The organism is Anaerolineae bacterium, from assembly GCA_013178165.1.
Taxonomy (GTDB): Bacteria; Chloroflexota; Anaerolineae; order Aggregatilineales; family Ch27; genus Ch27.
The window spans coordinates 434,703-460,916 of record JABLXG010000004.1; the positions used below are offsets into that span (position 1 = coordinate 434,703).

20 protein-coding genes are annotated in these 26,214 nt (G+C 64.1%); 11 read left to right on the forward strand and 9 right to left on the reverse strand.

What is annotated here, in order from left to right:
• Genes accC through HPY64_04945 form a run of 3 tightly spaced genes read left to right on the forward strand, consistent with a single transcriptional unit; the run spans nt 1 to nt 3,412 of the window.
• The gene (gene accC / locus HPY64_04935) at nt 1-1,515 is read left to right on the forward strand and encodes an acetyl-CoA carboxylase biotin carboxylase subunit (protein ID NPV66474.1); all 1,515 of its coding nucleotides are present in this window, start codon (nt 1-3) and stop codon (nt 1,513-1,515) included.
• 21 nt (nt 1,516-1,536) lie between these two features.
• A complete protein-coding gene (locus tag HPY64_04940; protein NPV66475.1) occupies nt 1,537-2,034 on the forward strand; it encodes a biotin/lipoyl-binding protein in 498 nt (165 codons plus the stop codon).
• A 1-nt stretch (nt 2,035) separates the two neighbouring features.
• Nucleotides 2,036-3,412: a phospholipid carrier-dependent glycosyltransferase gene (locus HPY64_04945; GenBank protein NPV66476.1), complete on the forward strand. Its 1,377-nt coding sequence runs from the start codon at nt 2,036-2,038 to the stop codon at nt 3,410-3,412.
• On the opposite strand, the gene HPY64_04950 is transcribed toward HPY64_04945, so the two are convergent.
• Complete coding sequence (locus HPY64_04950) at nt 3,360-4,652, reverse strand: CHAD domain-containing protein (protein ID NPV66477.1); 1,293 nt, start codon at nt 4,650-4,652, stop codon at nt 3,360-3,362. The two genes, HPY64_04945 and HPY64_04950, sit on opposite strands and share 53 nt — an antisense overlap.
• Nucleotides 4,653-4,694: 42 nt before the next feature.
• Nucleotides 4,695-5,210 carry an HIT domain-containing protein gene (locus HPY64_04955; protein NPV66478.1) on the reverse strand — a complete coding sequence of 172 codons (516 nt, stop codon included), beginning with the start codon at nt 5,208-5,210 and terminating at the stop codon, nt 4,695-4,697.
• Nucleotides 5,211-5,387: 177 nt separating this feature from the next.
• Here HPY64_04955 and HPY64_04960 point away from each other — a divergent pair, with 177 nt between their 5' ends.
• The 3 genes from HPY64_04960 (at nt 5,388) to HPY64_04970 (ending at nt 7,888) form a co-directional block, all read left to right on the forward strand.
• Nucleotides 5,388-6,149, forward strand: coding sequence for a biotin--[acetyl-CoA-carboxylase] ligase (locus tag HPY64_04960; protein NPV66479.1), 762 nt, complete (start codon nt 5,388-5,390; stop codon nt 6,147-6,149).
• Nucleotides 6,150-6,173: 24 nt separating this feature from the next.
• Nucleotides 6,174-7,589, forward strand: coding sequence for a hypothetical protein (locus HPY64_04965; GenBank protein ID NPV66480.1), 1,416 nt, complete (start codon nt 6,174-6,176; stop codon nt 7,587-7,589).
• Between the two features lie 71 nt (nt 7,590-7,660).
• On the forward strand, nt 7,661-7,888 hold the full coding sequence (locus tag HPY64_04970; protein NPV66481.1) for a hypothetical protein: 228 nt from the start codon (nt 7,661-7,663) through the stop codon (nt 7,886-7,888).
• A gap of 65 nt (nt 7,889-7,953) precedes the next feature.
• Here HPY64_04970 and HPY64_04975 read toward each other — a convergent pair whose 3' ends face one another.
• The 3 genes from HPY64_04975 to HPY64_04985 all read right to left on the reverse strand — a co-directional run bounded on the left by HPY64_04975 (nt 7,954) and on the right by HPY64_04985 (nt 13,748).
• Nucleotides 7,954-10,602 carry a penicillin acylase family protein gene (locus HPY64_04975; protein ID NPV66482.1) on the reverse strand — a complete coding sequence of 883 codons (2,649 nt, stop codon included), beginning with the start codon at nt 10,600-10,602 and terminating at the stop codon, nt 7,954-7,956.
• A gap of 99 nt (nt 10,603-10,701) precedes the next feature.
• Nucleotides 10,702-12,591 (reverse strand): tetratricopeptide repeat protein, encoded by a 1,890-nt coding sequence (locus HPY64_04980; protein ID NPV66483.1) that lies wholly within the window; start codon nt 12,589-12,591, stop codon nt 10,702-10,704.
• Between the two features lie 11 nt (nt 12,592-12,602).
• The gene (locus HPY64_04985; protein ID NPV66484.1) at nt 12,603-13,748 is read right to left on the reverse strand and encodes a hypothetical protein; all 1,146 of its coding nucleotides are present in this window, start codon (nt 13,746-13,748) and stop codon (nt 12,603-12,605) included.
• 352 nt (nt 13,749-14,100) lie between these two features.
• On the opposite strand from HPY64_04985, the gene gyrA reads away from it, so the two are divergent.
• Complete coding sequence (gyrA, locus tag HPY64_04990) at nt 14,101-16,659, forward strand: DNA gyrase subunit A (protein NPV66485.1); 2,559 nt, start codon at nt 14,101-14,103, stop codon at nt 16,657-16,659.
• Nucleotides 16,660-16,785: 126 nt separating this feature from the next.
• The gene (locus HPY64_04995; GenBank protein ID NPV66486.1) at nt 16,786-18,162 is read left to right on the forward strand and encodes a transcriptional regulator; all 1,377 of its coding nucleotides are present in this window, start codon (nt 16,786-16,788) and stop codon (nt 18,160-18,162) included.
• 12 nt (nt 18,163-18,174) lie between these two features.
• Here the strand turns inward: HPY64_04995 and murI are convergent, their stop codons facing one another.
• The 3 genes from murI to rplS are packed head-to-tail and all read right to left on the reverse strand — an operon-like array spanning nt 18,175 to nt 20,174.
• Nucleotides 18,175-19,005, reverse strand: coding sequence for a glutamate racemase (gene murI / locus HPY64_05000; protein ID NPV66487.1), 831 nt, complete (start codon nt 19,003-19,005; stop codon nt 18,175-18,177).
• Between the two features lie 19 nt (nt 19,006-19,024).
• The gene (locus HPY64_05005) at nt 19,025-19,822 is read right to left on the reverse strand and encodes a gamma-glutamyl-gamma-aminobutyrate hydrolase family protein (protein NPV66488.1); all 798 of its coding nucleotides are present in this window, start codon (nt 19,820-19,822) and stop codon (nt 19,025-19,027) included.
• A 10-nt stretch (nt 19,823-19,832) separates the two neighbouring features.
• Nucleotides 19,833-20,174 carry a 50S ribosomal protein L19 gene (gene rplS / locus HPY64_05010; protein NPV66489.1) on the reverse strand — a complete coding sequence of 114 codons (342 nt, stop codon included), beginning with the start codon at nt 20,172-20,174 and terminating at the stop codon, nt 19,833-19,835.
• Nucleotides 20,175-20,409: 235 nt separating this feature from the next.
• Between rplS and HPY64_05015 the strand changes: the two genes are divergently transcribed.
• The 3 genes from HPY64_05015 to HPY64_05025 all read left to right on the forward strand — a co-directional run bounded on the left by HPY64_05015 (nt 20,410) and on the right by HPY64_05025 (nt 24,151).
• Nucleotides 20,410-22,047: a peptide ABC transporter substrate-binding protein gene (locus HPY64_05015; protein NPV66490.1), complete on the forward strand. Its 1,638-nt coding sequence runs from the start codon at nt 20,410-20,412 to the stop codon at nt 22,045-22,047.
• A 111-nt stretch (nt 22,048-22,158) separates the two neighbouring features.
• Complete coding sequence (locus tag HPY64_05020) at nt 22,159-23,190, forward strand: ABC transporter permease (GenBank protein NPV66491.1); 1,032 nt, start codon at nt 22,159-22,161, stop codon at nt 23,188-23,190.
• Nucleotides 23,191-23,203: 13 nt separating this feature from the next.
• Nucleotides 23,204-24,151, forward strand: coding sequence for an ABC transporter permease (locus tag HPY64_05025; protein ID NPV66492.1), 948 nt, complete (start codon nt 23,204-23,206; stop codon nt 24,149-24,151).
• Between the two features lie 78 nt (nt 24,152-24,229).
• Here HPY64_05025 and HPY64_05030 read toward each other — a convergent pair whose 3' ends face one another.
• Complete coding sequence (locus HPY64_05030; GenBank protein NPV66493.1) at nt 24,230-26,179, reverse strand: hypothetical protein; 1,950 nt, start codon at nt 26,177-26,179, stop codon at nt 24,230-24,232.
• Nucleotides 26,180-26,214: the final 35 nt, after the last annotated feature.

A 26,214-nucleotide genomic window follows, 5' to 3' on the forward strand; every position in this document is an offset into this window, starting at 1 on the left:
ATGCCTGAGACGACCTTCATTCGCAAGATTCTGATCGCCAACCGCGGTGAGATCGCCATCCGCGTGATTCAGGCCTGCCGGGAACTGGGTATCCAGACGGTGGCCCTCTACTCCGATGTCGATCGGACCAGCCTGCATGTGCGCCAGGCTGACGAAGCCTACCACATCGGCGGGGCGCGGCCTTCGGAGAGCTACCTGGTGATTGACAAGGTGCTGGATGTGGCCCGCAAATCCGGCGTGGACGCTATCCATCCCGGCTATGGCTTTCTGGCAGAACGGGCGGATTTTGCCCAGGCCTGCCTGGATGAAGGACTGGTGTTCATTGGCCCGCGCCCGCACAGCATCGCCATGATGGGCGATAAGCTGGCTGCCCGCGAATTGATGCGTAAGGCAGGCGTGCCGCTGATCCCCGGCACGCGGCCTGGCCTGACCGACGATGAGATTCTGGTGGCTGCGCAGACAGAGGTTGGCTTCCCGCTGATGGTCAAGGCGGCGGCGGGCGGCGGTGGCAAGGGCATCCGCATCGTCGAGCATCCGGAGGATTTGCCGGGTGCGCTCGCTTCGGCCCGCCGGGAGGCTGAGGCTGCCTTTGGCGATGGCACGGTGTACCTGGAAAAGCTGATCGTGGGCGCCCGGCATATTGAGATTCAGGTGCTGGCCGACGCGCATGGCAACACCATCCACCTGGGCGAGCGCGAGTGCTCGATCCAGCGGCGGCATCAGAAACTGGTGGAGGAATCCCCCAGCATGTTCGTCGATGAGGATCTCCGCCAGCGCATGGGGAGCGTGGCCGTTCGCGCTGCGCAGGCAGTGGATTACCTCAACGCCGGTACGGTGGAATTCCTGGTGGACAAGGAAAAGAACTTCTACTTCCTGGAGATGAACACCCGCATCCAGGTGGAACACCCGGTCACCGAGATGGTCACTGGTGTCGATATGGTCAAGGAGCAGATTCGTATCGCCCGCGGGCGGCGGATGGGACCAACGCAGGACTCGATCAGCATGAATGGCTGGGCGATCGAGTGCCGGATCAATGCGGAAGACCCTTACAACGATTTCATGCCGTCGGTCGGGCGGATTACAGCCAACGTCGCCCCGACCGGGCCGGGCGTCCGTCTGGATAGCGGCATCTACGATGGCTACGAGGTGACGCCCTACTACGACAGCATGCTGGCCAAGTTGATCTGCTGGGGTGAAACACGTGGCGAGGCTATCCTGAGGATGCGCCGCGCCCTCAGCGAGTACCGGGTGATGGGCGTCAACACCAACATCCCCTTCCATCAGAGCCTGATGGACAGCCACCGCTTCATGGCTGGTAGCTTTGACACCTCGTTTGTCGAAGAACGCTTTGAGATCGAGAAAGAGGAGTCGGAGGAGCAGACCGAGCTGGCGGCGATCCTGGCCACGCTGGTCGCTCACCGCGACCGCCAGCAGGCCGCGCAGATCGTGCAGCGCAACGCCCGCGATGTTTCCAACTGGAAGTGGTTCGGGCGCTGGGAACGCATGCAGCGCTAAGGCGGGGAGGCTGATACACTGATGCGATACACGGCTACGGTCAATGACCGCACCTTCACGATCGACATCCTGCCGGATGGCAAGCTGCTGGTCGATGGCAAACCGCGCGATGTCGATTTTCTTTCCCTGGACAACAAGACGCTGTACTCCCTGCTGGTAGACAATACCTCCTATGAAGGGCTGGTGGAGAAGGTCGATGGCTTCTACCAGGTGCTGCTGTGGGGGGCGCTGTACGCCGTGCGAGTGATGGACGAACGCGAGCAGCGCCTGGCCAAGTCCAGCGCGGCGTTTGTCCCAGAAGACGTTGAGATTGTCATCCGCGCGCCGATGCCCGGCCTGATCCTCTCCGTGCCAGTGGAGCCGGGGCAGGCCGTTGAAGCTGGTCAGACGCTGGTCATCCTCGAATCGATGAAGATGGAAAACGAGCTAAAAGCGCCCCGCGCCGGACGGGTGCATACGGTCTATGTCAAGGCCGGCGATAGCGTGGAGCAGGCCAAAAAGCTCGTCTCGGTGATCTAGCATGGACGCCGGATGGCGGCGCTGGCTGCGCGGCGTGGATCTGCTGTGGAATCTCGCCCTGATGGCATTTGTGCTGGGTGGGGTCGCGTTCGTCCCCTTTCATGGGGATGAATCCACCCTGATCATGATGAGCCGCGATTATTATTATCAGTTCATTGCTGGAGACTGGCAGCAGGTCTTCTACCACGATCCGCCTCTCAACGCCACGGAGCAGCACCTCCGGTTGCTCAACGGCACGCTGTCCAAGTATCTGATCGGCCTGGCCTGGCATGTGGCTGGCCTGCAGGTCAGCGATCTGAACGATCAGTGGGACTGGGGTGCCGATTGGGACTGGAATGTCGCGAGCGGCAGGATGCCATCTGTCGCCCTGCTGGCGGCGGCGCGCTGGTCAGCAGCCTTGCCCGGCGCTCTGAGTGTGGCGGCCATGTTCGTGCTGGGCTGGCGCTGGGGACGGCGGCGGGTTGCTTACCCGGCTAGCTTTCTGCTGGCGACGCACGGTGTGATCCTGATCCATGTTCGTCGGGCCTATATGGAGGCGGCGCTGCAGCTGGGTAGCCTGCTGGTCATCCTGGCGGCGATATGGTGGGTGGAGAGACTGGCTCGCCGGGGAGAAGGAATGCGCCGCTGGCTCCTCCCGGCGCTGGCGCTGGGGACGGCCTCCGGCCTGGCGCTGGCCAGCAAGCACAGCGGTGCAGTGCCGGTGGTTGCCGCCGGGCTGGGAGTGCTGATCGTTGCTGCCCGGCTGCCTGGCGGCGCCCACAGGCAGGCACTCGGCGGACTGGCGATCGGCGCGGCCCTGGCCGTCGCTGTATTCCTGGCGCTGAATCCAGCCTGGTGGGGCGACCCGATCGGGCGGGCAAGCCAGGTGTTGCGCCTGCGGGCAGATCTGGTAGCTGACCAGGTCGCGATTTTCCCGGAAGTGGCCTACGCTGATCTCCCGGCGCGGATTGGCGGATTGATCGCCCAGGTGACAACCGCTGATCCTGCCTATTACGAGGTGAAATCCTGGGCAGAGCCTCTCGGCGAAGCTATCGCCGGTTACGAAGCGTCGCCCTGGGCGGGGATCCGCTACGGGCAGGGGACAGCAGGAGAGGCCGCCGGGGTGATCCTGCTGGCGCTGGCGTTGGTCGGGGCTGTCCGGCTGGGATGGGAATGGCAGGCGTGGGTGGCTGCCCCCGTGGTCGGGATGTGGACACTGTTGACGGTACTCTTCACCCTGGCCGCAGTTCCGCTGGCCTGGCAGCGTTACGTCCTGCCGCTGCTACCGGTGATTGTCCTTCTTGCGGCAGGTGGGCTGGCCTGGTTGCCGAGCCTGCTGGCAAGAGTCAGAGAACAGCAACAGCCAGAGCGAGGGCCTGACGCACCTCCACACGGTTGAAGCGTTCCCAAGCTGCCGGAAACAAACTCATCAGGCGGTGTTTTTCCGCGAACTGATAGGCCAGGTAGTTGACAACCTGCTCGATACTGCGCCGCTCGCTGATGGGCAGTGCAGCCTGTGCTTTTTCGTGTTGGGCGATGAAGTTTTGCAAGTAGAGTCCGGCTACTTGCGCATCGTTGAGGTCACCCAGGTGATCCTGCATGGCCTTGACCTCGTCGATCACCAGCGCGACTTCTGACCCCAGAATTTCCTCGAAGAATTCCAGGGTATAGCGCAAGCGTTTGAATTCGATGCGCAGGGCATGCAAGGTGTCGATCGTGGCGCAGGCCAGCACCGGTTCATAGGCGCGGACGGCCTCATAGCGGGTGTAGATCAGGCGTGGCGCGAGATGTCCGGTCTGGTGAGCGACAGGGGTCTCTGGGTCGATCGGTCTGGCTCCGGCTCCGGGCGTGGTCAGGAAGGCAGCGAAGGCTTCCACAAAGCCCGCAAAGGCCGGGCTGTTGAGATGATCGATCAGGCGGGCGCGGGCAGTCTCCCGTTCGGTGGCGCAATAGTCCAGCAGCGGGGATAGACTGTCGTCGGCTTCGGGGGGCAGGCTCGCCCGGTAACGCTGCAGGCGGTCGATGAATACATCCATGTCGCGCACGGCGCCCAGGGCGCGGGCGGTATCGCGCAGGGCGCGCTGGAAGGGGCGGATCGCGCCGGGGCGGAAGTAGGGCGCAAATACGCGCAGGGCGCTGCGCATGCGCCGGGTAGCGACGCGCATGTCGTGAACAGCCTCGATATCCTCGCCCAGCCGGCTACCCGGTTCGTGGAGCAACATGCGCTCGAAGTGGAAGTACAGCACCTTACGCCCGGTCTCGCTCATCGGATCATCCTGGCTGATGCCGGGCTTCTTGTCCAGCCGTAGCGGCAGACGCGGTTGCTCTGCGTCCGGAGACTGGCCGGAGGATGAGTCTTTCCGGCGTTGCTTGGCGCGGCGTGGTTCCGGGGCGGTCTTTTCGCCGGCTTCCGGGGCGGCGAAGATCGCTGCACGGCGCTCCTGAAAGCGCTTTTGCCAGCGCCGCACCTGGCGCTCCGAGAGGCCGACGGCCGCCACAATACTGGCGACGGATGCGCCCTCTGCGCTGAGGGCGATGATCCGCGCCCGGCGTTGCAGGGCAGGCGAAGCACTGGCCAGCGCCGCTTGCAGGGCGGCCTGTTCTTCGGGGGTCAGGGAGAGAACGGCATGCGATGGCATCGGTCGTCGCTCCATTCTCCGGCGCAATCCAGACGGTCCGGCCTAACCTGCATTAGCCCCACTGGAATCCACCCCGCGCGCGGGCCAGGCAGCTCGCAGGCTGCGGTAGGTATCTTCCAGCAGGTCAGGGATGACCCGCGTGCCAGCGATGACGCTCAGGTAGCTGGCGTCGCCCGGCCAGCGCGGGACGATATGCAGGTGGAGGTGCTCAGCTACGCCGGCCCCGGCGGCTGCGCCGAGGTTCAGGCCGACATTGAACGCAGCAGGGTTATACACCGTTCGCAGGGCAACGATCGCTTCCTGCGTGGTGCGCATGAGGTCGGTCAGGGTCTCCAGCGGCAGGGCGGTGAATTCCCCGATGTGCGCATATGGCACGATCAGCAGGTGTCCGTTGTTGTAGGGAAACCGGTTAAGCGTGACGTAGACATGCTCTGAGCGGAAGACGACGAACTCAGCGTCATCGTCAGCGCCGATTTTGTGGCAGAAGATGCACCCGTCCGGTTTGTCGGATTCGCCGCGCAGGTAAGCCATGCGCCAGGGTGTCCAGAGGTGATCCATAGGTGGTTCTGTCCTTCTGTGGCGTCAGGATCGCCGGGATTGTCTGTGAATTGTACTTGATGCCCGGCGCTGGACAAAATCGCTGCGGCTCCCGCCTGTTGCCGGGCTGCCCACCGGGGCGCTACAATGACGGCAGCGACAGGCGAGATCGACGGACGGGGGGGGGGAGACAGGGCTATGAGCCGGGACTGGCTGCCTGACCTGGGCGGGCGGCCCTATCGCTATTTTGCGCAGGTGTCCAGCACTCAGGATATCGCCCGCGCCTGGGCGCTGGAAGGCGCAGCGAACGGAGCGATTGTGATCGCCGACGAACAGACGGCGGGCCGCGGGCGGCTTGGCCGCACCTGGCTGGCCGCCCCCGGTTCGTCGTTGTTGCTGTCAGTCATCCTGCGTCCGGCCCTGCCGCCGGAGGAACTGGGGCGCGTCACACTGCTTGGCGCGGTGGCGCTGGCGGAGGCGCTGGCGGGGCTGGGAGTGCTGCCGGGGATCAAATGGCCTAACGACCTGCAGCTTGCCGGGCGCAAGGTTGCCGGTATCCTGGCGGAAGCAGTCTGGTCGGGCGATGCGCTGAGGGCGGTGGTGCTGGGCATTGGCGTCAATGTGCAGCGGGATGCGCTTCCCCCGGCGGCGCTGGAGGCGTACCGGGCGACAACGGTCGAGGCGGCACTGGGGCGTCATTGCCCGCGCGGGGCGTTACTGGGCGATCTGCTGGCGCACCTTGATGCCTGGATGCCACGGCTGCGCGAACCGATCTTGCTGGAAGCGTGGACACGGTACAACGTCACGCTGGGCCGGCGGGTGGTCGTTGCCGCCGGTCATGAGCAGTTCAGCGGCGTGGCAGAGGCGCTGGATAACCGGGGCGCGTTGCTGATACGGTTGGATAATGGATCGCTGCGGCCATTGCTGGCCGGTGAAGTGACGATTGTGGATGAAGCGTAGACGGATCAGAGGCTGAACGCCGGTATGGGTATTCGGCTGGACTGGGAAGTTGAGCGTGAGACAGTCGCCCGCGAACTGGGCGAATCCCCGGCGGATGTCCGGTGGCGGCGGGCCAATGGCGGGCGCGCTCTGCTGGCCATGCTGCTGATCGTGCTGTTAATCCTGGTGGTGGCGGGCGGAATCCTGGCCCGACTGTGGTATGTTGACCAGGAGTTGAAGCGCCAACTCCGCGAGACAGTGGCGGCGGAGGCGGCGGCCCTGCGTGTTGGCGACCTGGCCGCTTTTCTGGCTATCCAGCGCAGTGGTAGCGCCGCCTGGATGCTGGGACAGGCTGAACGCTTCTGGCAGTACCAGGAACTCAAGCGGCAGGCTGATGTTGATGTTTCCGGAAAGGTGATTGACCTGGCGGTGGACGAGAGCCGGGCCTGGGTGCTGGTGGAAGAAACCATCAACGGCATAGCTTACCGGCAGGTGTGGTTCTACTGGCGTTATGCGGATGGCTGGCGGCATGTCCCGCGTGATATCACCTTCTGGGGCGCGCCGGCGACGATCTCCGGCGGGAATTTCACCCTGAGCTACGGCTCGCTGGATGGCCCGCTGGCGGAAGCGTTACGGCCAGGGCTGGAGAGTCTGTGGGGACAGGGCTGTGCCTGGCTGGATTGCCCGGAGCCATTGCCCCTGTTGACTGTGCGGATCATGCCTGATCCTTTTGTGGAGGTGAGCTGGTCACCGGATGAAGCCGATGTGTTGCGGGTGGCCTCGCCGCTGCTGGGCCGGGCGCGGGTGGATGTCCCGCTTGAGCCTGATCTGGCGCGGCGGATCGGCGATCTGTTGGCCGAACGGGTGCTGATCCAGGCGGGTAGCGCCCCGGTGGAGGATGCGGCCCATGATGCGGCATTCCTGCGGGCCGCTCTGCGCGACTGGCTGGTGGGGCGCTTCCTGGGGGATGGCGGGGCGCCTGGTTCCAGCTTTGTGGAGAGTCTGGTCACTGCCTATGGCGAGCGGGCAGCGGCGCTGCTGGCCTCCCGTGTGATGCCAGACTCTGGCATCGATATCCTGGCCCATATATTCGCTACGCCACTGGAGGCGCTGCCAGTGGACTGGCGGGAGTTCTTCCAATGGCGGCTGGCGCTGGAGCCGTTCCTGCTGGCGCAGGGTCTGCCGGATACCCTGCGCGGACTGTACGATCCGGCGGCGCAGAGCGCAGCAGAGGCGCTGATCGCCGATTTTGCCGCTGGTGTAGCGCCGCCGGTGCCGACCGTGGTGCGCGTGATCACGGGCATTGGCAGCGATGGCGGGAACTGCGCCTGGGCGATTGTCCAGGATGCAGAAGGCCATCAAGCGCCGATCACCTTTCGGCTCGTGGATGGCGTCTGGCGGCGGGGCATTCCCGACCCGGCTTTTGCCGTGTATGCGGGGACAGCTGAGGACACAGATTGACAGCCGCACCCGTTGACACTATGCTGGGGACGACTCCGCTGGCTGTGACGTAGAGGGAGGGCCTGGAGCGTATGTCGATGCTGGATCGCCTGCGCGAGAGCGCGGCACAGGATGATGAAGAACTGTTTGGCGCACCGGTTGAAGAGGTAGCGCTGGACGAAGAAGAGGTTGAGGAGCGGCGCTTCCTGGGTATGACCGCCCTGGAGCGGATGCTGCTGTCCATCCTGATCTTCCTGGCGACTTCCGTGCTGGGGACGCTGCTGCTGATCGCCCTGCGGCGGATTGATATCGGTCTGTAGCCGCGACCGGGCGAAGTCTGACGGGGCGCACCGGGTCAGCCCGGCGCGCCCCGTGATGTTTGATCTCAGTCTGCAGCGGATCCACTGCCCGCCCCGGGGGCCGGGCGGAGTTCCAGCCTGTGTCTGGCTGCCGCGCTGACGGCTTCGTCGCCAAAGCGCAGCGGATGATAGTCGATGGTGCGCCAGGCTTCGATCATGTCGCGGTAATGCGGGTTGAGCGGATGGCCGCTCTGTCCGGTGGTGTGGATGGCCCGGCTGTTTTCCAGATCAGCCAGATCGACGATCATCCGGAAGGAAGGCAGGCTGCGCACAGCGAACGGCGCGGAAAAGCTCCAGGCCGTGTTGTTGATGGTGCGGGAGCTGCCGCTGGCTGCTACCGGGCCGGCGTTGAAGAGCGCCTCGACCAGCCCGATGCCACTCTGGCCGAGTGGCGTATTGACGAACGTGGCCGTGTGCAGGTTGCCCCAGCGCCAGGCTTCCCGGTTGGCACCCCACGCCGCAGTCATGGTGTCCAGCGCTTCGGTCAGGGCGCGGATCAGGATGTCGTCGCGGGTCTCGACCACAGCAGGCGTTCTGACGTCGTCCCACCAGGGATGATCGGGTTGATCCAGCAGTAATTGTACAGCCCATGCCCTGCCGCCCGGCGAACCAAGCTGATCTTCCCACAGGGCTGTGGAGAGCTTGAGCCAGAACATCTCAAAGAGGGCCGCCTGCGGGCTATCCTTATCCATCTGCAGGTTCCACCCGGCCAGCCAGGTGACGGCGTCGGCCAGAGCCTGATCGGGGAATTCCAGGGCGAGCAGATAGGGGAGAAGCTCTTCGGCGACCAGGCTGTGGCTATCCCCCTGGATCTCGGCTACCGTCTCAACCGTATGGGCACGCGTGCCGCTGACCATTTCAACAATCCGCTGGCCGCGGTAGCCTTCATCCCAGTCCTGGCTGATCGTGTAGTTGGCGTCCGCGCCCAGCGTATCAGCCAACTGGTCGTAGTATTCCGGCGGGACGACGGCATGGTTGGCGGTCACGATCCAGCCGCGTTCCGGGTTCAGAATACGCGGCAGCAGGTCAAAGGGGATGACGCCTTTCCACTCGTAGGCGTCGGTCCAGCCCGGCACCGGCAGCAGACCGCTGTGATCGGCGGCGCGGATGGGAATCTTGCCCGGCGCCTGATAGCCGATGTTGCCGTCAATGTCAGCATAGACGAAATTCTGCGCCGGCCAGTCCCAGCTGGTCAACGCCTGGCGGAATTCTTCCCAGTTGGTAGCCCGATTGATCGCCAGGGCAGCACGCATCAGGTCGCCCGGTTCCAAACCTGTCCAGCGCACCGCCAGCGGATCGCCTTCCTCGGTCAGGCCGACAAAGCGGCAGTCCTCGGTGATCGTGTTGTCGGTGATGATCGGCCCGAAGTGGGTGATCCGGACGGTGATCTCCAGCGTGCCATCGGGGGTCAGCGGCAGGTCGCGGATGCCCTCGCAACGCTCAGTGGCAGGGTCGTCCTCGCGTGGCTCGTAACTGCCGCCGATGCGGATGGTCTCTGTGACTACCTCCATGTCCCGCCATTCGCCGTTGTATTCGTACTGGTAGGGATTATCTGGATTGACGCGGATGATGTAGAGGTCCTGTACATCCGGGTTGAGGTTGGTGACTCCCCAGGCGATGCGCTGGTTGTGGCCAGCGATCACCGCCGGAGCGCCGACGAAGCTGAAGCCGACCACGTCATAGGGACAGGCTGTGCTTAGCGGGCGGCAGTGCAGGCCAATCTCGTACCAGATGGACGGCATCTGGATGTTCAGGTGGGGATCGTTGGCCAGGATGGGCAGGCCGGATGCCGTGTTACTGCCGGAGATGACCCAGTTATTGCTGCCAATGTCGGTGCCGCGCGGAGGCAGGAACGCCAGCGCTGCCCGGCCGCCAGCAACAGATGTGGCAATGTTCTGGGTGGCTTCGTCCGTACGGCTACCGGTGGCAGAAATCCTGTCCGGAGCCGTCAGGCTATTGGGCGTGATCGGCAGGTCGGTAGCGGTAACAATGGTCGGACGGCGGCCAAACGGGTAAGGCGGGAAGTACGCCTCAGCCAGTTCTGGATCAAGCCGGTTCAGTACCTCCTGACGCTCCAGTTCCTCATCGGCATTGCCGCCCAGGTACCAGGCCATGGTCTTGGCAAAGGCGGTGGTGTCCAGTGGCGACCAGGGTTCGATCTCGATCTGCACGCCGGTCAAACCGAGCAGGGTGTACTCCAGGGCCAGGGCGCCGCCATGCTTGCCAGCAATATAGGCGTTGACACCAGCCGCATAAGCCTCCAGGGCAGCGCGGGTTTCCGGCGCTATGAAGGCTTCATCAGCGGCGGCGGCACGGTTCCAGCCCCACGTGCGGATGTACAGGTCGCTGCCGAGTGCGCTGGCGTTGAAGCCGGTCAATTCCTGGAGGCGTCCCAGGCCGGTGTGACGCTGGAATTCCATCTGCCACCAGCGATCCTGAGCATGGACATAGCCCTGGGCAAAGAACAGATCTTCCGTGTTGCTGGCGTAGATATGCGGGATGCCGTACTCGTCCCGCAGGATGGTCACCCGATCGTGCAGGCCGCTCAGGTAGGCCAGACCGTCGTGTTCGGGCAGCATCCGGGTGGCGTTGTAGGCGATCAGGCTACCTGCTGTGAAGACGAGGGTTAGCAGCAGCGCGGTCAGGCTGGCAAAGAACAGGGTTCTGGGTCTCATAGGCCCTCCGGAGCGATGGCTGGCGAAAGGGACTGGCGGCCTCAACTGTAGCGTCACAACTGCCCGGTGTGCAACCGCCTGCAGACGATTGGAAGCGGATCAGTCGCTTTCTGCGCCTTGCCAGCTGTTGAGGAGCGCTTCCAGGGCGGCCCGCGTGACCGGATTGCGCGTACAGCCATCAGCCAGGTAGCGTCTGAGGAGTTCGGCAGCGTCAGCCGGGCGGCCCAGGCGGCGACCCGTGAGGATGCCCAGCGCCAGCCGGGCCTGGCAGACCAGCGCTGGCGAGTCGCCTTCGAGGGCGCGAGTGTAGGCTGCGGCGGCGTCGGTGTAGCGACCCACACCATCGTAGGCGCGGGCGCGGGCCAGCGCTTCTGGCTGGTCAGGCCGGGCGGCAGGATACAACTCGTCGTAAGCGGCGAAGTGCTCGATAGCCTCTTCATACGCGCCGAGATCAACATACAGTGCGCCGATGGTCGGCAGCAGGTAGCTGTAAGCCGGGAAGTCCAGACGTAGCAGGACGGCGTAGTCTTCCAGAGCGGCGCGGAGCAGACGCTCGCGTTCAGCACGATCCAGTGCAGCTTCGCCCAGCCGGGCGTAAAGGACAGCACGGTTGAAGCGCAGGCCATCGAGGTCCGGGGCGATGTCGATCCCGGCGCTGAGGTCTTCCAGGGCCAGGGTATTCTCGCCGCGTGCCAGCCGGGCAAGCGCCCGATAGAGCAGGGCGGCGGCATCCTGGCTGTAGGCGTTCAGGGCGGCGGTGGCGGCCAGTTCAGCCAGTTCCAGGTATCGTTCAGCTTCCAGCGATCCGGCGGGCAACGCGCCCGCTGCTTCGTAGTACAGCCGCGCCAGGGTGCTGTACAGATACGTGGCCTCCGGGGCGACGCTGAGCGCCGTCTCATAGGCCTGGATGGCGCTGAAGGTTTCCCCGCTGCGTTCGTGAGCCTGGCCGAGATTGACCCAACCGGACGGGTCTTCCGGGCGGAGCGTTGTATACGCCCGCAGGTCATCCACGGCGGCGGCAGGACGATTCAGGTACAGGTGGAGCAGGCCGCGCTGGAACAGGAGCGGCGCGCGATCCGGCGGGTTCAGTGCCAGCCCGGCTTCCACATCCGCCAGCGCCGCCCGGTAGCGGCCAAGCGTGGTCAGGACTTCGGCGCGGCTTAGCCGGAACGGGATGCTTTCCGGTTGCCGGGCAACCGCCCGATCGAGATCGGCCAGCGCGGCGGTGTTATTGCCCATCTGCCGGTGGAAGTAGGCGCGGTCGGCCAGCAGATCGGGGTTATCCGGAAGGCTGGCGATGGCTTCATCTGCGGCGGCCAGGGCAGCGGCGTACTGCCCCAGGTCGGCGTTGACCCAGGCGGCGGCGTGGTGGACGTACCAGGGCGCCGCGGCACTGCTTCGGGCGGTGTCCAGGTCTTCGAGGGCGTGTGGCAGGTCGCCTGCCTGAGCGTAGCACATGCCCCGGTAGTAGCGGGCTTCGACCAGGCCTGGCCAGCGGCGAGGAGCCAGGTCGATGGCGCGGTGCAGGCTGCTGAGCGCCGGGAGGCACCGGCCACGTACCGCCAGCGCCTGCCCGACAATCGTGTGGATGGCCGCGACCAGGGGGCGGGCATCTGGCCCAGCCAGCGGTAACCGCCCTGTGATCGACGGCGCGGGAATGAACGCCCAGCCCCGGACGGTTGTCCGTAGATCGGTGGGCGCATCCGGCGCAACCCAGACGATGACGGTCGCGTCGAAGTAGCGCCCGGCGCGCAGTGCGGCGTCAATGCTGGTCACCGGGCCGCTATAGTGGCGGGCAGAGCCAGCGGTTCCCAGCAGGCGAAAGGCCGCGCCCAGCCGTCCGGCCAGCTGCTCGCCATCTTTGCCGGGCACAGCGACCAGAATCAGGGGGGCGGCGCCATTGCTGGATTGGGCCGCGACCGGCTGCGGCGCAAAGGCCACCATCAGGATCAACGCCAGCAAGATGACAACGGAGCGGTGGGTTGGCATGGACAGTCTCCTCAGGGTGGCGGCGCGGGCGTGGCCAGCAAATGCGTCAGATCATCAGCGTATTGGCGGCCCAGCGGGAGCAGCGGGTTGGATAGGTTGGTCTCCAGCGCCAGGAAGCGGGTCAGATCGGCGTAAGCGGCGGCCCGCTGGTTCTGTGTGTAGTAGAGCAGCCCGCGCAGGTAGTAGGCGCGGGGCAGGTCGGGCAGCAGGCTCAGGGCGTGGTTGTAGTCGGCCAGCACCGCGTCCCACTCGTACAGGTACAGGCGGTGCTGCCCGCGTAGCAGGTAGAGTTCGGCCAGCAACTGCCGGCTGGTCGCAGCAATCAGTTCACTGCGGCGGGCGGCGCGGATAGCCCGATCATCCCAGGCCAGCGCCCGATCGAAGGCAAAATTCTGGGCCAGCGCATCGGCTATGGCGGCGTTCCAAAGCGCCAGCAGGGCCGGATCGGGGTTTGCGGCCAGCAGCGCCGGGCGGGTTACCCGCAGGAGATCGAAGGCGGCGGTGTAATCGTGCCTGGCATGGCGGCAGCGGGCGCGGTAAAACGCCAGTGTATGGGGTTCCGGCAGGGTCCCGGCGGCCTGATCCAGATGGGGCAGCGCAGCCGCGCAGCGGTCGGTGGCATAGGCTGCCAGTCCAGCGACCAGGTCTGTGGCTAACGTTTCCTGGCCAGGCTGGTAGGCCAGGGTGGGTGGGTCAGCGTTCAGAATAGCATCCTGCAGGGTGGGAGTGATCAGGCCACGGGCGGGCGGTGTGGTGGGCAAGAAACGGAGCCAGAGCTGGCAGTCCGCTGCGGCGGTGCATGGCTGGACAAGCACGACCAGCGGCACGCGCTCCACGATCGGCGCTGGATCGGTCATTGCCGGAAGTGCTGCGACCGCGATGTGCAACCAGGGCGGGGCGGCGTTTTGCAGCACGCCGGCCAGCGCTTCGGCGGCCCAGTGTTGTTCAGAGGTCAGGGAGGTGCTCTGCAGCAGGAGGACGACAGGATGCACCGGCGCCTGCGCCTGCGGGACAATACCACCCGGAAGCGCCAGCAGCGCCACAAACAATGCCCGTGCCGCCAGCCCCAAGCTCGAATGTCGGCGTACCATGGGCGAATTGTAGCGCCCGGCTGCGCCGCCCGCCAGCCACCGCTGGACGATCTTGCGGGAATTCACCCAAAGCCCTGTATATGGTGGTTCTATAGCGCGTGTACCGCTATATCTGGCGGTACACGCCACCCTGTGCGATGGGCAGAATTCGACTCAGGAGCGCAGCCGGGGTACAATAAGAGTTCCCGGAGTCCGGGCATTCCCTGCCCGGGAGTTGGTCAGTAGCTGCCGTCAGGGGCGGGGGATGACCGGTCAGGGCGTTAGGTCTTTCCCGGCGATGATCGGTCTGGTCTGGAGGCCGATGCAGGTTCTTCAGACAGATTTTTTGCTGTAAAGCAGCGAACGAGTAAGCAACTATCCGCCAATCGGCGCAACCGATGCGGCTAGTTCCTGAACCATGATTTAAGGATCATAAGGTATGGATATCGGGACAGTTCGGCCTGTCAACATCAACGAGGAGATGCGCGGGAGCTACCTGGATTACGCGATGAGCGTAATCATCGCCCGCGCGTTGCCGGATGCCCGCGATGGTCTCAAGCCGGTGCATCGACGTATCCTGTACGCTATGTATGATATGGGTCTTGGCCCCGGGACCAAGTACCGCAAGAGCGCCCGCATTGTGGGCGATGTGCTGGGCAAGTACCATCCACACGGCGACGCTGCCGTCTATGACGCGATGGCCCGCATGGCTCAGGATTTCTCCATGCGTTATGTGCTGGTTGACGGCCAGGGCAACTTCGGCAGTGTGGATGGCGACAGCCCGGCAGCCATGCGTTACACCGAGGCGCGGCTGGCGCCGATAGCAGCGGAACTACTGCAGGACATCGATATGAACACCGTCGATTTCGTCGATAATTTCGACGGGACGGTGCAGGAGCCAACCGTGTTGCCAGCCAAGCTCCCGAATTTGCTGCTCAACGGGGCCAGCGGTATCGCGGTAGGCATGGCGACGAACATCCCTCCGCATAACCTGCGCGAACTGGCCGCAGCCATCGTCTACCTGATCGATCATTACGACCAATACGAGGACATCAGCGTCGATGAGTTGCTGCAGTTCCTGCCCGGCCCGGACTTCCCGACCGGGGCACTGATCGTCGGGGGCGAGGGCCTCAAGCAGGCTTACGCCACCGGGCGTGGCCGGATCATCATGCGCGCTGCCGCCACAATCGAGGAGATGCGCGGCGGGCGCTACCGCATTGTGATCACGGAAATCCCGTACCAGATCAGCAAGACGACGTTGATCGAGCGCATCGCGGAGATGGCCCGCGCCGGGCGGCTGGACATGATCACCGACCTGCGCGACGAATCCGACCGGCGCGGCCTGCGCATCGTAATCGAGTTGCGCCGCGATGCTCAGCCGCGCAAAGTGCTCAATCGCCTGTACAAATACACCGCGCTGCAATCCACGTTTGGCGTGCAAATGCTGGCCCTGGTCGATGGCGAGCCACGCCTGATCAATCTCAAGCGTGCTTTGCAGATTTACATTGAACACCGCCGGGAGGTCATCCGGCGTCGATCTGAGTTCGAGCTGGAACGGGCCAGGGCGCGGGCGCATATCCTGGAGGGGCTGCTAAAGGCGCTGGCCTCACTGGATGACATCATCGAGACGATCCGGCGGGCCGATGACGCTGATAATGCCCTGCAGGCTTTGATGAACCGCTTCAGCCTGACTGAGCTGCAGAGCCGGGCCATCCTGGATATGCAGCTTCGCCGTCTGGCGGCGCTGGAGCGCCAGAAGATCGAGGATGAATACCGCCAGGTCCGCGAGCGGATTACCTACCTGGAAGATCTGCTGCAAAGTCCGCACAAGATGCTGGGGCTGATAAAAGAAGATGTGATCGCCCTGGCCGAGAAATATGGGGATGACCGCCGCACGCATATCGTCCACGGGATTGGCACCGACTTTGAGGAATCCGACCTGATCGCGGACGAGGAGGTGCTGATCAGCCTCACACATCAGGGCTATATCAAACGGGTTCCGGCGGCGGCTTACCGTCGCCAGACACGCGGCGGTAAGGGCGCCAGCGGCATGGCCACGCGCGAGGAAGATGTGCTGGTGCATCTGCTGGCGGCGGGGAGCCTGGACAACATCCTGTTCTTCACCGATCGCGGTAAGGTGTACTCCGAGAAAGCTTATGAGATTCCGGGGACTGACCGCGCCGGACGCGGCACGCTGGTCCAGGCGGTCCTGAGCCTGGAGCCGGGTGAGCGGATCACGGCGATGGCTGCTGTGCCGTCATTTGAGGAGCGCGGCTATTTCACCATGTGCACGCGCTATGGCCGTGTCAAGCGGGTGCGCCTGCAGGATTTCGCTGCGGTGCGCTCCAATGGCCTGATCGCCATGTCGCTGATCGGCGACGATACGCTGGGCTGGGTGCGGATGAGCACGGGCGACCAGGACGTGATCATCGTGACCGAAGACGGCATGGCTATTCGCTTCCCGGAGCGCGAGGTGCGGGTGATGGGGCGTCCGGCCAGCGGCGTCAACGGTATCCGGCTGCGCGAGGGGGATCGCGTTGCCGGCATGGACGTGATCGAGGCGGGCGATTCTGACCTGCTGATCGTGACTCAGCAGGCCTTTGGCAAGCGCACAGGGCTGGAAGAGTATCACCCACAGGGGCGCTTTGGCTATGGCGTGCGGACACTGGCCCGCAACCAGCGGACCGGCCCGATCGTTGACGCGCGGGCGATCAACGCCGAGGACGACATCGCCCTGATCACAACCGGTGGAATGACTCTGCGTGCCTCGCTGGATTCGATCCGCCGCACCGGGCGGATGACCCAGGGGGTGCACCTGATGGACCTGCGCGATGGCGATACGGTAGCTTCCATTGCCATCGTGGAAAAGCGGCGTCAGACCAAGCGCGATGCCGAAAACAGACTGCCAGATTCGCTGGCTGCGACGCTTGACGAACAGGATGAATCGGACGAAGCTGACATTGAGGGGGACAATTCCGCCGAGGTCTGGGGCGAGTAACTGCTGCCGCGTTCGTCTCGCGTCTTGCAGAAGCCGGCGCCGCGGGCGCTGGCTGAACGCAGCGGGCTGGGCAGCTGTGCCCTCCCGTTAGCGCACTGGCGCCTGCTGCCGCCTGTGATTACACTGATGGGTATGCTGGATCTGACTGCACTCAAGAACGGGCCAAGCTCCCGCCTGGAACTCCTCTCCGAGCCGTCCGCTGACGCGCTGGCTGAAGCGCTGGTAGCCTTTGCCAACACGGATGGCGGGATGGTCGTGATCGGCCTGGACCCTTCCGGCGAGTTTGTCGGCCACGCTTACAGCGAGGATCTGGAAGCCATCCTGCGCGAGGCCGAGCAGCGGTGCCGCCCGCCGGTAGTGATCGGCAACTGGGAACAATTTGAGACGGAACAGGGTACAGTGGTCGCCATCCGCGTGCCGCGCAGTATGGAGCTGCACGCGCTGGAGGATGGGCGCGTACTGGTGCGTTCTGGCAGGGAGAATCGCCCACTGGGCGGCGAGGAGATCCGCCGCCTGGCCAGCACCAAGAGCACAGGCGACTTTGAGGCGGAGGTCGTGCCCGGCGCGTCCTTTGAGGATTTCGACCGCAACATCCTGGACGAATACTTTGCCAAGCGGGAGGAGCGTCTGCGGCGCGTTTTTACCGGCGATGAGAAGGAACTGCTGCGGGAGATCGGCGCGCTGACTGAAGACAACAGGCCAACGGTTGCCGGGATTCTGCTGTTCAGCAAGTACCCCCAGCAGTGGCTGCCCCAGAGCGGCATTGTCTTCGTCAAGTTCACCGGGACGGAACCTCGCGGCGAGGACGGCATGGCCGGTTACGCCCGCCGCGAGGAGATAACCGGCCCGTTGGCCCGTATGGTGGAAAATGTCTGGGAGCTAACCTGGGGAGAGATGGCCGTGAGCGCGGTGGTGCGCGGGCTGGAGCGCGAGGAGACCTATGAGTATCCCGCCTTTGCCGTGCGCGAGGCGCTGGTCAACGCCGTCTGCCACCGTGACTACCGGTTGCGTGGCCGGCGCATCGAAGTCCGCATGTACCGCGACCGGCTGGAGGTCAGCTCGCCCGGCGGGCTGCCCGGCTTCATCACCGTGGATAACATCGTGGACGAGCATTTCAGTCGCAACCCCCGCATCGTCGGTTCGCTGTTTCACTGGGGCTATATCGAGGAGCTGGGGCTGGGCATCGACCGCATGATCGAGGAGATGCTGCAGTCCGGTCACAAACAGCCGACCTTCGATGCCAAGCCCTATTCCTTCACGGTGACGCTCTACAACGCTCGTGAACGGCTACCTGTCTATGCTGACGGCGCGGTGCTTAACAGCCGCCAGGCGCGGGCGATGCAGTACGTCCGTGACCACGGCTCGATCACTAACCGCGAGTACCGCACGCTCAGCCCGGATGTTTCACCGGAGACGATCCGGCTGGACCTGGCCGATCTGGTGGATCGCGGCCTGCTGCTCAAGATCGGCTCCAAGAAGGGCACGTATTACATTCTCAAGTAGGGAAGCATTTCCTCAGTCGCCCGCAAGCAGTTGTTCCCCGGCCCAGCGTAGTGCCTGCGCCTGGATGGGCTCGCCCAGCAGATTGGACGCCAGCGTGCTAAAGCGGCTGGCATCTCCGGTGGTGTAGTAGCGCAGGGTGGGCCGGGTAGCTTCAGGGGCGAGTAGCTGCCGATCAGCCAGTACCCGGCGTGCCTGGCGGGCGATCGCCGGGCTGGGATCGATGATGGCCACCTGTGGGCCGACAAACGCCTGCAGGGCCTCCAGCGCAAAGGGAAAGTGCGTGCAGGCCAGCACGAGTTGATCGATGCCACGGGCCAGGGCAGGGGCCAGGACACGCTCAAACAGCGGGCGCAACGCCGCCGGGGACGTGGCGTTGGCCTCTACAGCTTCCACCAGTTCGGGGCAAATCACCGTCTCTACGTGCACGTTCGCGGCGAAGCGCTCCCGCACGCTGGCGTATAGCGTGCCATTGGCGGTGGCAGCGGTGGTCAGCACGCCGATGGCGCCGCTGCGCGTGGCTGCTGCCGCCGTTTTGACCGCCGGTTCCATCCCCACAAAAGGCACATCCGGGAACATGGCCCGCAGATCGTGCAGACCGGCGGCGCTGGCAGCGTTGCAGGCTATGACGATCAGTTTGGCCTCGTGGGCAAGCAGGAAGGTGGTGATGTGCTGCACAAAGGTGCGGATTTCGGCCAGCGGGCGCGGGCCATAGGGCAGGTGGGCCTGGTCAGCGATATAGATCAGCGACTCGGCGGGCAGTTCCCGGCGCAGGGCGCGCAGGATGGATAACCCGCCGACGCCGGAATCGAGGATGCCGATGGGGCTGCTGGGGCCTGTGGTCATGGGAACCTGCCCGGAAACGTTACTCGCTACGCGCCGGGTGAAGCCGATCCTGCCGGAAGCTCGCCGCTGCTTCCACAAAAGCGCGGAAGAGCGGTGTCATGTCTGTGGTCTCGCCGCCTGCGCTGCACAGATTTTCCGGGTGCCACTGGACGGTCAGGAAGAAACGCGCTGCCGGCTTCTCCAGCGCCTCAATGATACCATCGGGGGAATGTGCAGAAGCAACCAGCCCATCGGCCAGGCGGCGGACGGCCTGATGATGGCGGCTGTTGGTGATCACACTGTCGACCTGCAGGATGGCCGCCAAGCGCGTCCCCGGCGCGATGGCGACCGGATGCGCTGGATGGTTAAGCGGCAGGCCATCCGGCGTTGTGTGGCGCAGCGCGTCAGGTAGCTGGGTGGGGATGTCCATGACCAGATCGCCGCCCAGGGCTACATTGGTTACCTGGTGACCGCGGCAGATGCCCAGCAGGGGGACATCTTCGGCGGCGGCCCAGCGGGCGACACGAATCTCGGCGGAATCACGCAGGGGCTTGATCTCGCGCACGGTATCGTTGAGGGGCTTTTCCCCGTAAAAGATGGGGTCGACATCCCCGCCGCCAGTGAGCAGGATGCCATCCAGCTGATCAAAAAGACCCCGGAGGGCAACCGGGGAAAGTTTGAGCGGCACTACCACAGGGAGCGCACCAGCCAGCGCCAGGCAGTGCAGGTAGGAATCGTAGGCGCCGACAAATGTGCGGGCGCGCCCGGCCCCGTGCGCAGGCCGCAGGTGCTTGTGATCGGCGAGCACGCCGATCAGGGGCGCCGGAGGCGGTTGCATGGCCCGGGAACTAACGCTGTTCCTTGAGCCGGGCAGCCTTACCGCGACGACCGCGCATATAGTACAGGTTGGCGCGGCGCACCTTGGCGCGGCGCAGGACTTCGATCTGTTCTACGCGCGGGCTGCGCAGGAGGAAGGTACGCTCTACGCCGATGCCATGGCTGGCAACGCGGCGTACGGTGAAGTTCTCGTTGTTGCCGCCCCGCCGGACGCGGATCACCAGGCCCTGAAAGACCTGGATACGCTCGCGGTTGCCTTCCACGATGCGCACATGGACCTTCACGGTGTCGCCCGGTTTGATCTGGGGATGCGTTGGCGCCGGGGCTTCCAAGGCCTTAACCAAATCGCTCATGAGTAAGTGCCCTTCTGGCCTATAGCTGACCATCCTGATGTTCAACAGAAAGCGCGACGACCCCGTTCCGATCGCGCGCGGGGGCATTGTAGCATACGTCGGTAGGAAATTCAACGGTGATTCATTTGACTTTACCGGCCCCATGTTTGTATGATTCTAGTGCGGCGGGCGGCTGACGTCCAGCCGCAACCTCAAGTTGCCTGTTTCATGTCTTGTTTCCCCAGGAGGAGAATAGATGAAACTGAGACGTCTGGCTCTTGTGTTATTGACTCTGACGCTGGTTGTTGCCTCATTTGGCACCGCCGCCGCCCAGGATCGCAAGATCGCGACGGTCATCTTCACGCAGGAACTTGACAGCCTGAACCCGATGTATACGACCATGTCGTTTGCCGCGATCACCCGCGATTTCTACCTGTACGGGGCATGGCACTTCGACGAGGAGTTGAACCCCGTCCCGGTGCTGGTGACCGAGATCCCCAGCATGGACAATGGCGGTATCAGCGCGGACGGCAAGACGATCACCCTGAAGCTGCGCGATGACATCAAGTGGTCGGATGGCGAACCGATCACCTCGGCGGATTTCGTGTTCACCTACGAGATGATCACCAGCACTGCCAATACGCCGCTCAGCCGCTACCCGTATACTCCGGATGTGGTTGCCAGCGTAGAGGCCCCCGACCCGACCACGGTGGTGATCAACTTCGTGGAGCCTTTCGCCCCCTGGCTGACCCGAATCTTCCGCTGGGTGCTGCCGGAACACGTCCTGCGCCCGGTGTTTGAGGCGGAAGGGACGCTGGACAACGCCGCCTGGAACCGCGCGCCGACTGTTTCCAGCGGGCCGTTTGTCTTCCAGGAGTGGGAGACGGGCAGCCATATCCTGTTCGTCCGGAATGAGAACTTCTTTGGCGACAAGGCCAAGCTGGATGGCATCTTTGTCCGTTTTGTGCCGGATGATGCGGCGCAGACGGCAGCTCTGATGGCTGGCGACGGCGATATTGCTTACTTCCTGGCGCCCTCCGATGTGGTTCAGGTGGAAGCAACCGGCAAAGTGAAGGTCCAGTGGGTGCCTTCTGGCTATAATGAGGGCTGGTTCTTCAACATGGGTCCGGATGGCCACCCGGCGCTGAAGGATGTCAATGTTCGCCATGCGCTAGCCATGGCTGTGCCGCGCGAACGGATCAACCAAGATCTGCTGCTGGGTTTCTTCTACATCCCGGCCAGCTACTGGGAAGGGTCGCCGTACCAGAGTCCGAATATCGCGCCCGATCCGTATGATCCGGCGGCTGCAGCGGCCATGCTCGACGAGGCCGGCTGGGTGGATAGCAACGGCGATGGTACCCGCGACAAGGATGGCGTTGAGCTGGTGCTGCGTTATCTGACGCCGCCCCGCCAGGTGCGTATGGATACCCAGGTGGTCGTCCAGCAAGCCTTTGCCGAAATCGGGGTCGGTCTGATTCTGGACAACCCATCCTACGACATCTTCTGGAACAGCTACGGCTCCGGTGGGCCGATCGCGACCGGCCAGTATGACATCGGCCAGTGGTCGTCCAGCCCGGATGGCTACCCGGATCCGGATAGTGAGACCTTCCTCTGCAGCGAGATCCCCAGCCCGGAAAAGCCGGAAGGCAACAACTGGAACTACTACTGCAACGAGGAACTGGATGCCCTCTTCCTGCAGCAGAGCCGTACCACGGACTATGATGCTCGCGTAGCGATCTGGCACCAGATCACGGAGATCCTGGCCCAGGACCTGCCCTGGATGGGCATGTGGACAGACCCGGATAACTATCCGGTGAGCACCCGGATGCAGAATGTGGCTGTCAATGGCGTGACACCATTCTGGAATGCCTACGCCTGGGATGTTGCCGGGTAATTCGCCCGGAAAAAGTCGTTGGGCGGGGTGTAAGCCACACCCCGCCTTCGTTTTGACTTGGCACAACTTGCGCATCGTGATTGAGTAAAGGGTTGGAGAGCACGAGAGCCGATGGGGCGCTACATCATCCGCCGCCTGTTACAGGCTATCCCGCAACTGTTGATCATCAGTGTCATCCTGTTTGTGCTCATGCAGGCATCGGGCGATCCGGTGGCGACCCTGGGCGGGCGCACTCCGCCGCGTTCCGAGGACAAAGAGCGCCTGCGTCGGGAGTGGGGGCTGGACCAGCCGATCATGGTGCAGTATGTATACTGGCTGGTCGGCAATGATTGGGTCATGGTCGATTCGGACGGCGATGGCGTGAGCGATCGCTACGGCCAGCGCAGGGGCGTGTTGCGTGGCGACTTCGGCAACTCGCTGGTGACACGGCAGCCGGCCATGGATGTCGTCGCCGAGCGCATCCCGAATACCCTGACCCTCATGATCACTGCTGAGGTGTTGATCATCGTCTTTTCTCTGTTCATCGGGGTGTATTCCGCACTACGCCAGTATTCGGTCCTGGACAATGTCCTGACCGCGCTATCCTTTATCACCTTCTCCATGCCGATCTTCTGGATTGCCCTGGGTCTGATGTATATCTTCGCGGTGCGTTTCAAGGCCTGGGGGTTGCCGCACCTGCCGACTGTGGGTATGTACGATCCGATTGAGGGCAAAACGCTCTCCCAGGTAGTATGGCACCTGGTCCTGCCGGCAATGAGCATCGCCCTGATCGATATCGCCCGCTACAGCCGTTACATCCGCTCCAACATGCTGGAAGTGATCAACTCCGATTACATCCGCACAGCGCGGGCAAAAGGGTTGCGGGAGCGGGCTGTTCTGTTCGTCCATGCCTTCAAGAATGCCGCGCTGCCGCTGGTGACGATCATCGGCATGGACGTGCCCTTTCTGCTGGCTGGCGCGGTGGTCACCGAGCGCATCTTCGCCTGGCCGGGGATGGGGCGGCTCTTCCTGGATCATCTGACGCGTACCGACTTTCCGGTGCTGATGGCCCTCTTGATGCTGATTTCGGTGGCGGTTGTGGTCTTTCAGTTGTTGACCGATCTGGTCTACACGTGGCTCGATCCGCGCATCCGGTACACCTGAGGGGAGGGCAGCCATGACGCTTGACACAACTTCGCAACCGGTTCAACTGGCTGAGGAGACCTACCGGCCTCGCTCGCTCCTGCAATTGACGGTGCACCGCTTTCGCCGCCATCGCATGGCCATGGTTGGGCTGTGCATCCTGCTGGCCATTGTGCTGTACATCGGCATTGGCTCGCTGGTGTTTTCCGAAACTTACGCTAACTACAACGACACTTCCATCCGTTTGCAGCCGCCTTCAGCGCAACACCCCTTTGGTACGGATACGGTCGGGCGGGACATTCTGGCGCGGACGGTCTACGGCGGGCAAATCTCGCTGATCATCGGTCTGTTTGCCGTGCTGGTTGAGGTGACGCTGGGCACGCTCATCGGGGCGGTCTCCGGCTATTATGGCGGGATCGTTGATAGTCTGTTGATGCGCTTCACCGAAGCGCTGATGAGCATCCCCTCGCTGTTGCTGCTGCTGGTGATGGCCAAGTTCCTCAGCGGCAAGATTCCGGACATCATGCTGTTCGGGCGAACTTTCAGCGGTAGCGTGGTGGTGATCATTCTGATCATCGGTCTGACCGGGTGGACCTACCTGGCGCGGATTGTTCGTTCCAGTTTCCTTTCGCTCAAGGAATCGGACTTCGTGCTGGCGGCGCGGGCGCTGGGCATCCCTGACCGGCGGATTATCCTCTCCCACATCCTGCCCAACACAATGGCGTCGGTGATTGTGGCGGCGACGCTGGGCGTGGCGACGGCTATCCTGTCGGAGGCGTACATCAGCTTTCTGGGGCTGGGGGTGCGCCCGCCGACGGCCACCTGGGGCAGCATGCTGGACGGCGCGTACGACTACCTGGAGCAGGCGCCGTGGCTGTGGTTCTACCCAGGGCTGCTGATCATCCTGACGGTGATGAGCATCAACTTCGTGGGGGACGGCCTGCGCGACGCACTCGATCCGCGCTCGGAGTACAAAGTCTGATTGAGGTTCTGGGGGGAAGAGTGCAGGGGCGCTCCGGGTGGGGCGCCCCTGTTGTTGAGTATAGTGAGCACTGGCCGCCTAGCCCTGCGCAGGCTCCGGCAGGTAGGGTTGTAGAGCCGGCTGGCCGCCGCGCCCCAGGCGCGTGATTGCGCCTTCCGGCGTGAGCAGCAGCAGCCAGGCGCCCGGCGCAGCTTCGCGCTGAGCATCGGCGCTGGCGTTAGTCTCCACCGCCTGCAGCCAGGCCCGTGAATCTTCCACAAAGCTGAAGATCATCCCGCGTCCATCTGGGGCTTCGGTCAATGTCCCGATGCCGCGGCCTTCCTGTTCGAAGAGCAGGGTGGCTTCCCCGGTGGACAGGTCAATGCGCCACAGGCGTACGGTATAAACGCCGATCGACTCTTCGCCGCCGGAACGGGCCACACGCTCCAGTGGCTCGACAGTCGAGACGTACAGGCGCTGCCCGTCCGCGCTCCACAGTACCTGATCCGGAGTCCCGGAGACCGGCACCGGCTGTGATTCACCGCTGAGCAGTGTGACCAGGGTCAGAGTGTGGTTTCCATCAGCGTCAGCGATGATGCCGGCGGCGCGACTGCGATCCGGGCTGAGCGAGACGCGGCTGAGGGCTGGATCGATCAGGGTCAGTACACCGCTGGACAGGTCCAGACGGGCCAGGCCCGCGCCGGTGCAACTTGGCGTCAGCAGCAGGGTGTCGCCCGGCAGCCAGGCCAGCATCAGCGCGTTTCCCATGTAGCCGGTTTCCCGGCTGTACACCGTATCGGCAGGATCGCTGCTGCCACCGCCGCAGCCGACACCCTGCTCGAATGTTGCCAGCAAGCGCGGTGCAGCGTTCTCATCGCTGCCCGGCACGGCCACCGCGTAGACTTCCATCACCTGACTGTTGGCGCGGAAGGTCTGGGTGGGTCTGACATACGCGAGGGCGCTCCCGTCAGGACTCCAGGCAGGCGGGTAGAGCAGCGCGAGATCACTGGCAAGCTGCACTGGCTGGCCGCCTTCGGCGTCTGCCACCAGCAAACGGGCAGGTGGCGCGCTATCCAGAAAGGCCACCCGCTGCCCGTCCGGCGACCAGCGGTAGTAGCCGTAAATGTGATCAAAGCGGGGCAAGGGGGAAGGCGTTGCCGGGGTCGGCGCGATATCTTCGGTGACATTGGTCCCCGGATAGGCGTTCCAGCCGGCGCGGTAGACGTTGCCGTCTGCGCCAGTGTAGAACAGGATCGGGCGGTCGCCCCCGGTCGCTTCAGGAGCAGCGGGCGTCGCTGTGGCGAGTGCTGCCAGGGCGCTGGCAAAGTCGATGTCGATCGCTGGCTGCAGCCGTTCATCATCGCCGCAGGGCATGATGGTACGCTGGTCGGCGGTCAGGTGCAGTTCGTAGATGCGGTCAACGTACTCGATGGTCAGGATGTAGCCAGGCACCGGCGCACTGCTGTCGTAGGTGACGTCCGGCTGTGGGCAACCCAGCGAACGATCCGGCCAGGTGGTGGCTTCCCATGTCCAGCGGGAAAGGTCCCGGCGGGTGATGGTTGTACCCAGCTGGCTGTTCAGATAGGCGATGCCGATGTTGATCAGTTCCTCGCCGCTGATGGCTGCAGCGGGTGTGACTCCAGCAGCAGGTGTGGCCCCCTGGGGGAGGGACGGCAACGCAGTAGCTGTCGGGGCTGGCGCGGCGGCCGTTACACCGCAGAAGACCGCAGTAGCGCCATCCGGCGTCAGGTGAATCTCATAGACGTTGCTGCCGGTGGTCACGCGGAAGTCATAACCACGGGTGAGCACCTGGCTGTAGACCTGATCGGGCTGCGGGCAGCCGAGCGAGGTATCCGGCCAGAGGACTTCCTGCCAGGTCCAGCCGCTCAGGTCCTGACGGCTCAGCGTGACGCCCAGTTGCCCGGCCAGAAAGGCAAGGGCTGTGTCCAGCAGGGCGTTGGGATCGTCGCCGCCCTGAGCCTGCGCGGCGCTCAGCGGCGCAAGCAGGGTAGCACAGAGAGTCAGGGCCAGTAGGAATTTCCGAATCATCGCTTGTCTCCTCGTGATGGTTCGTCGTTACCTGC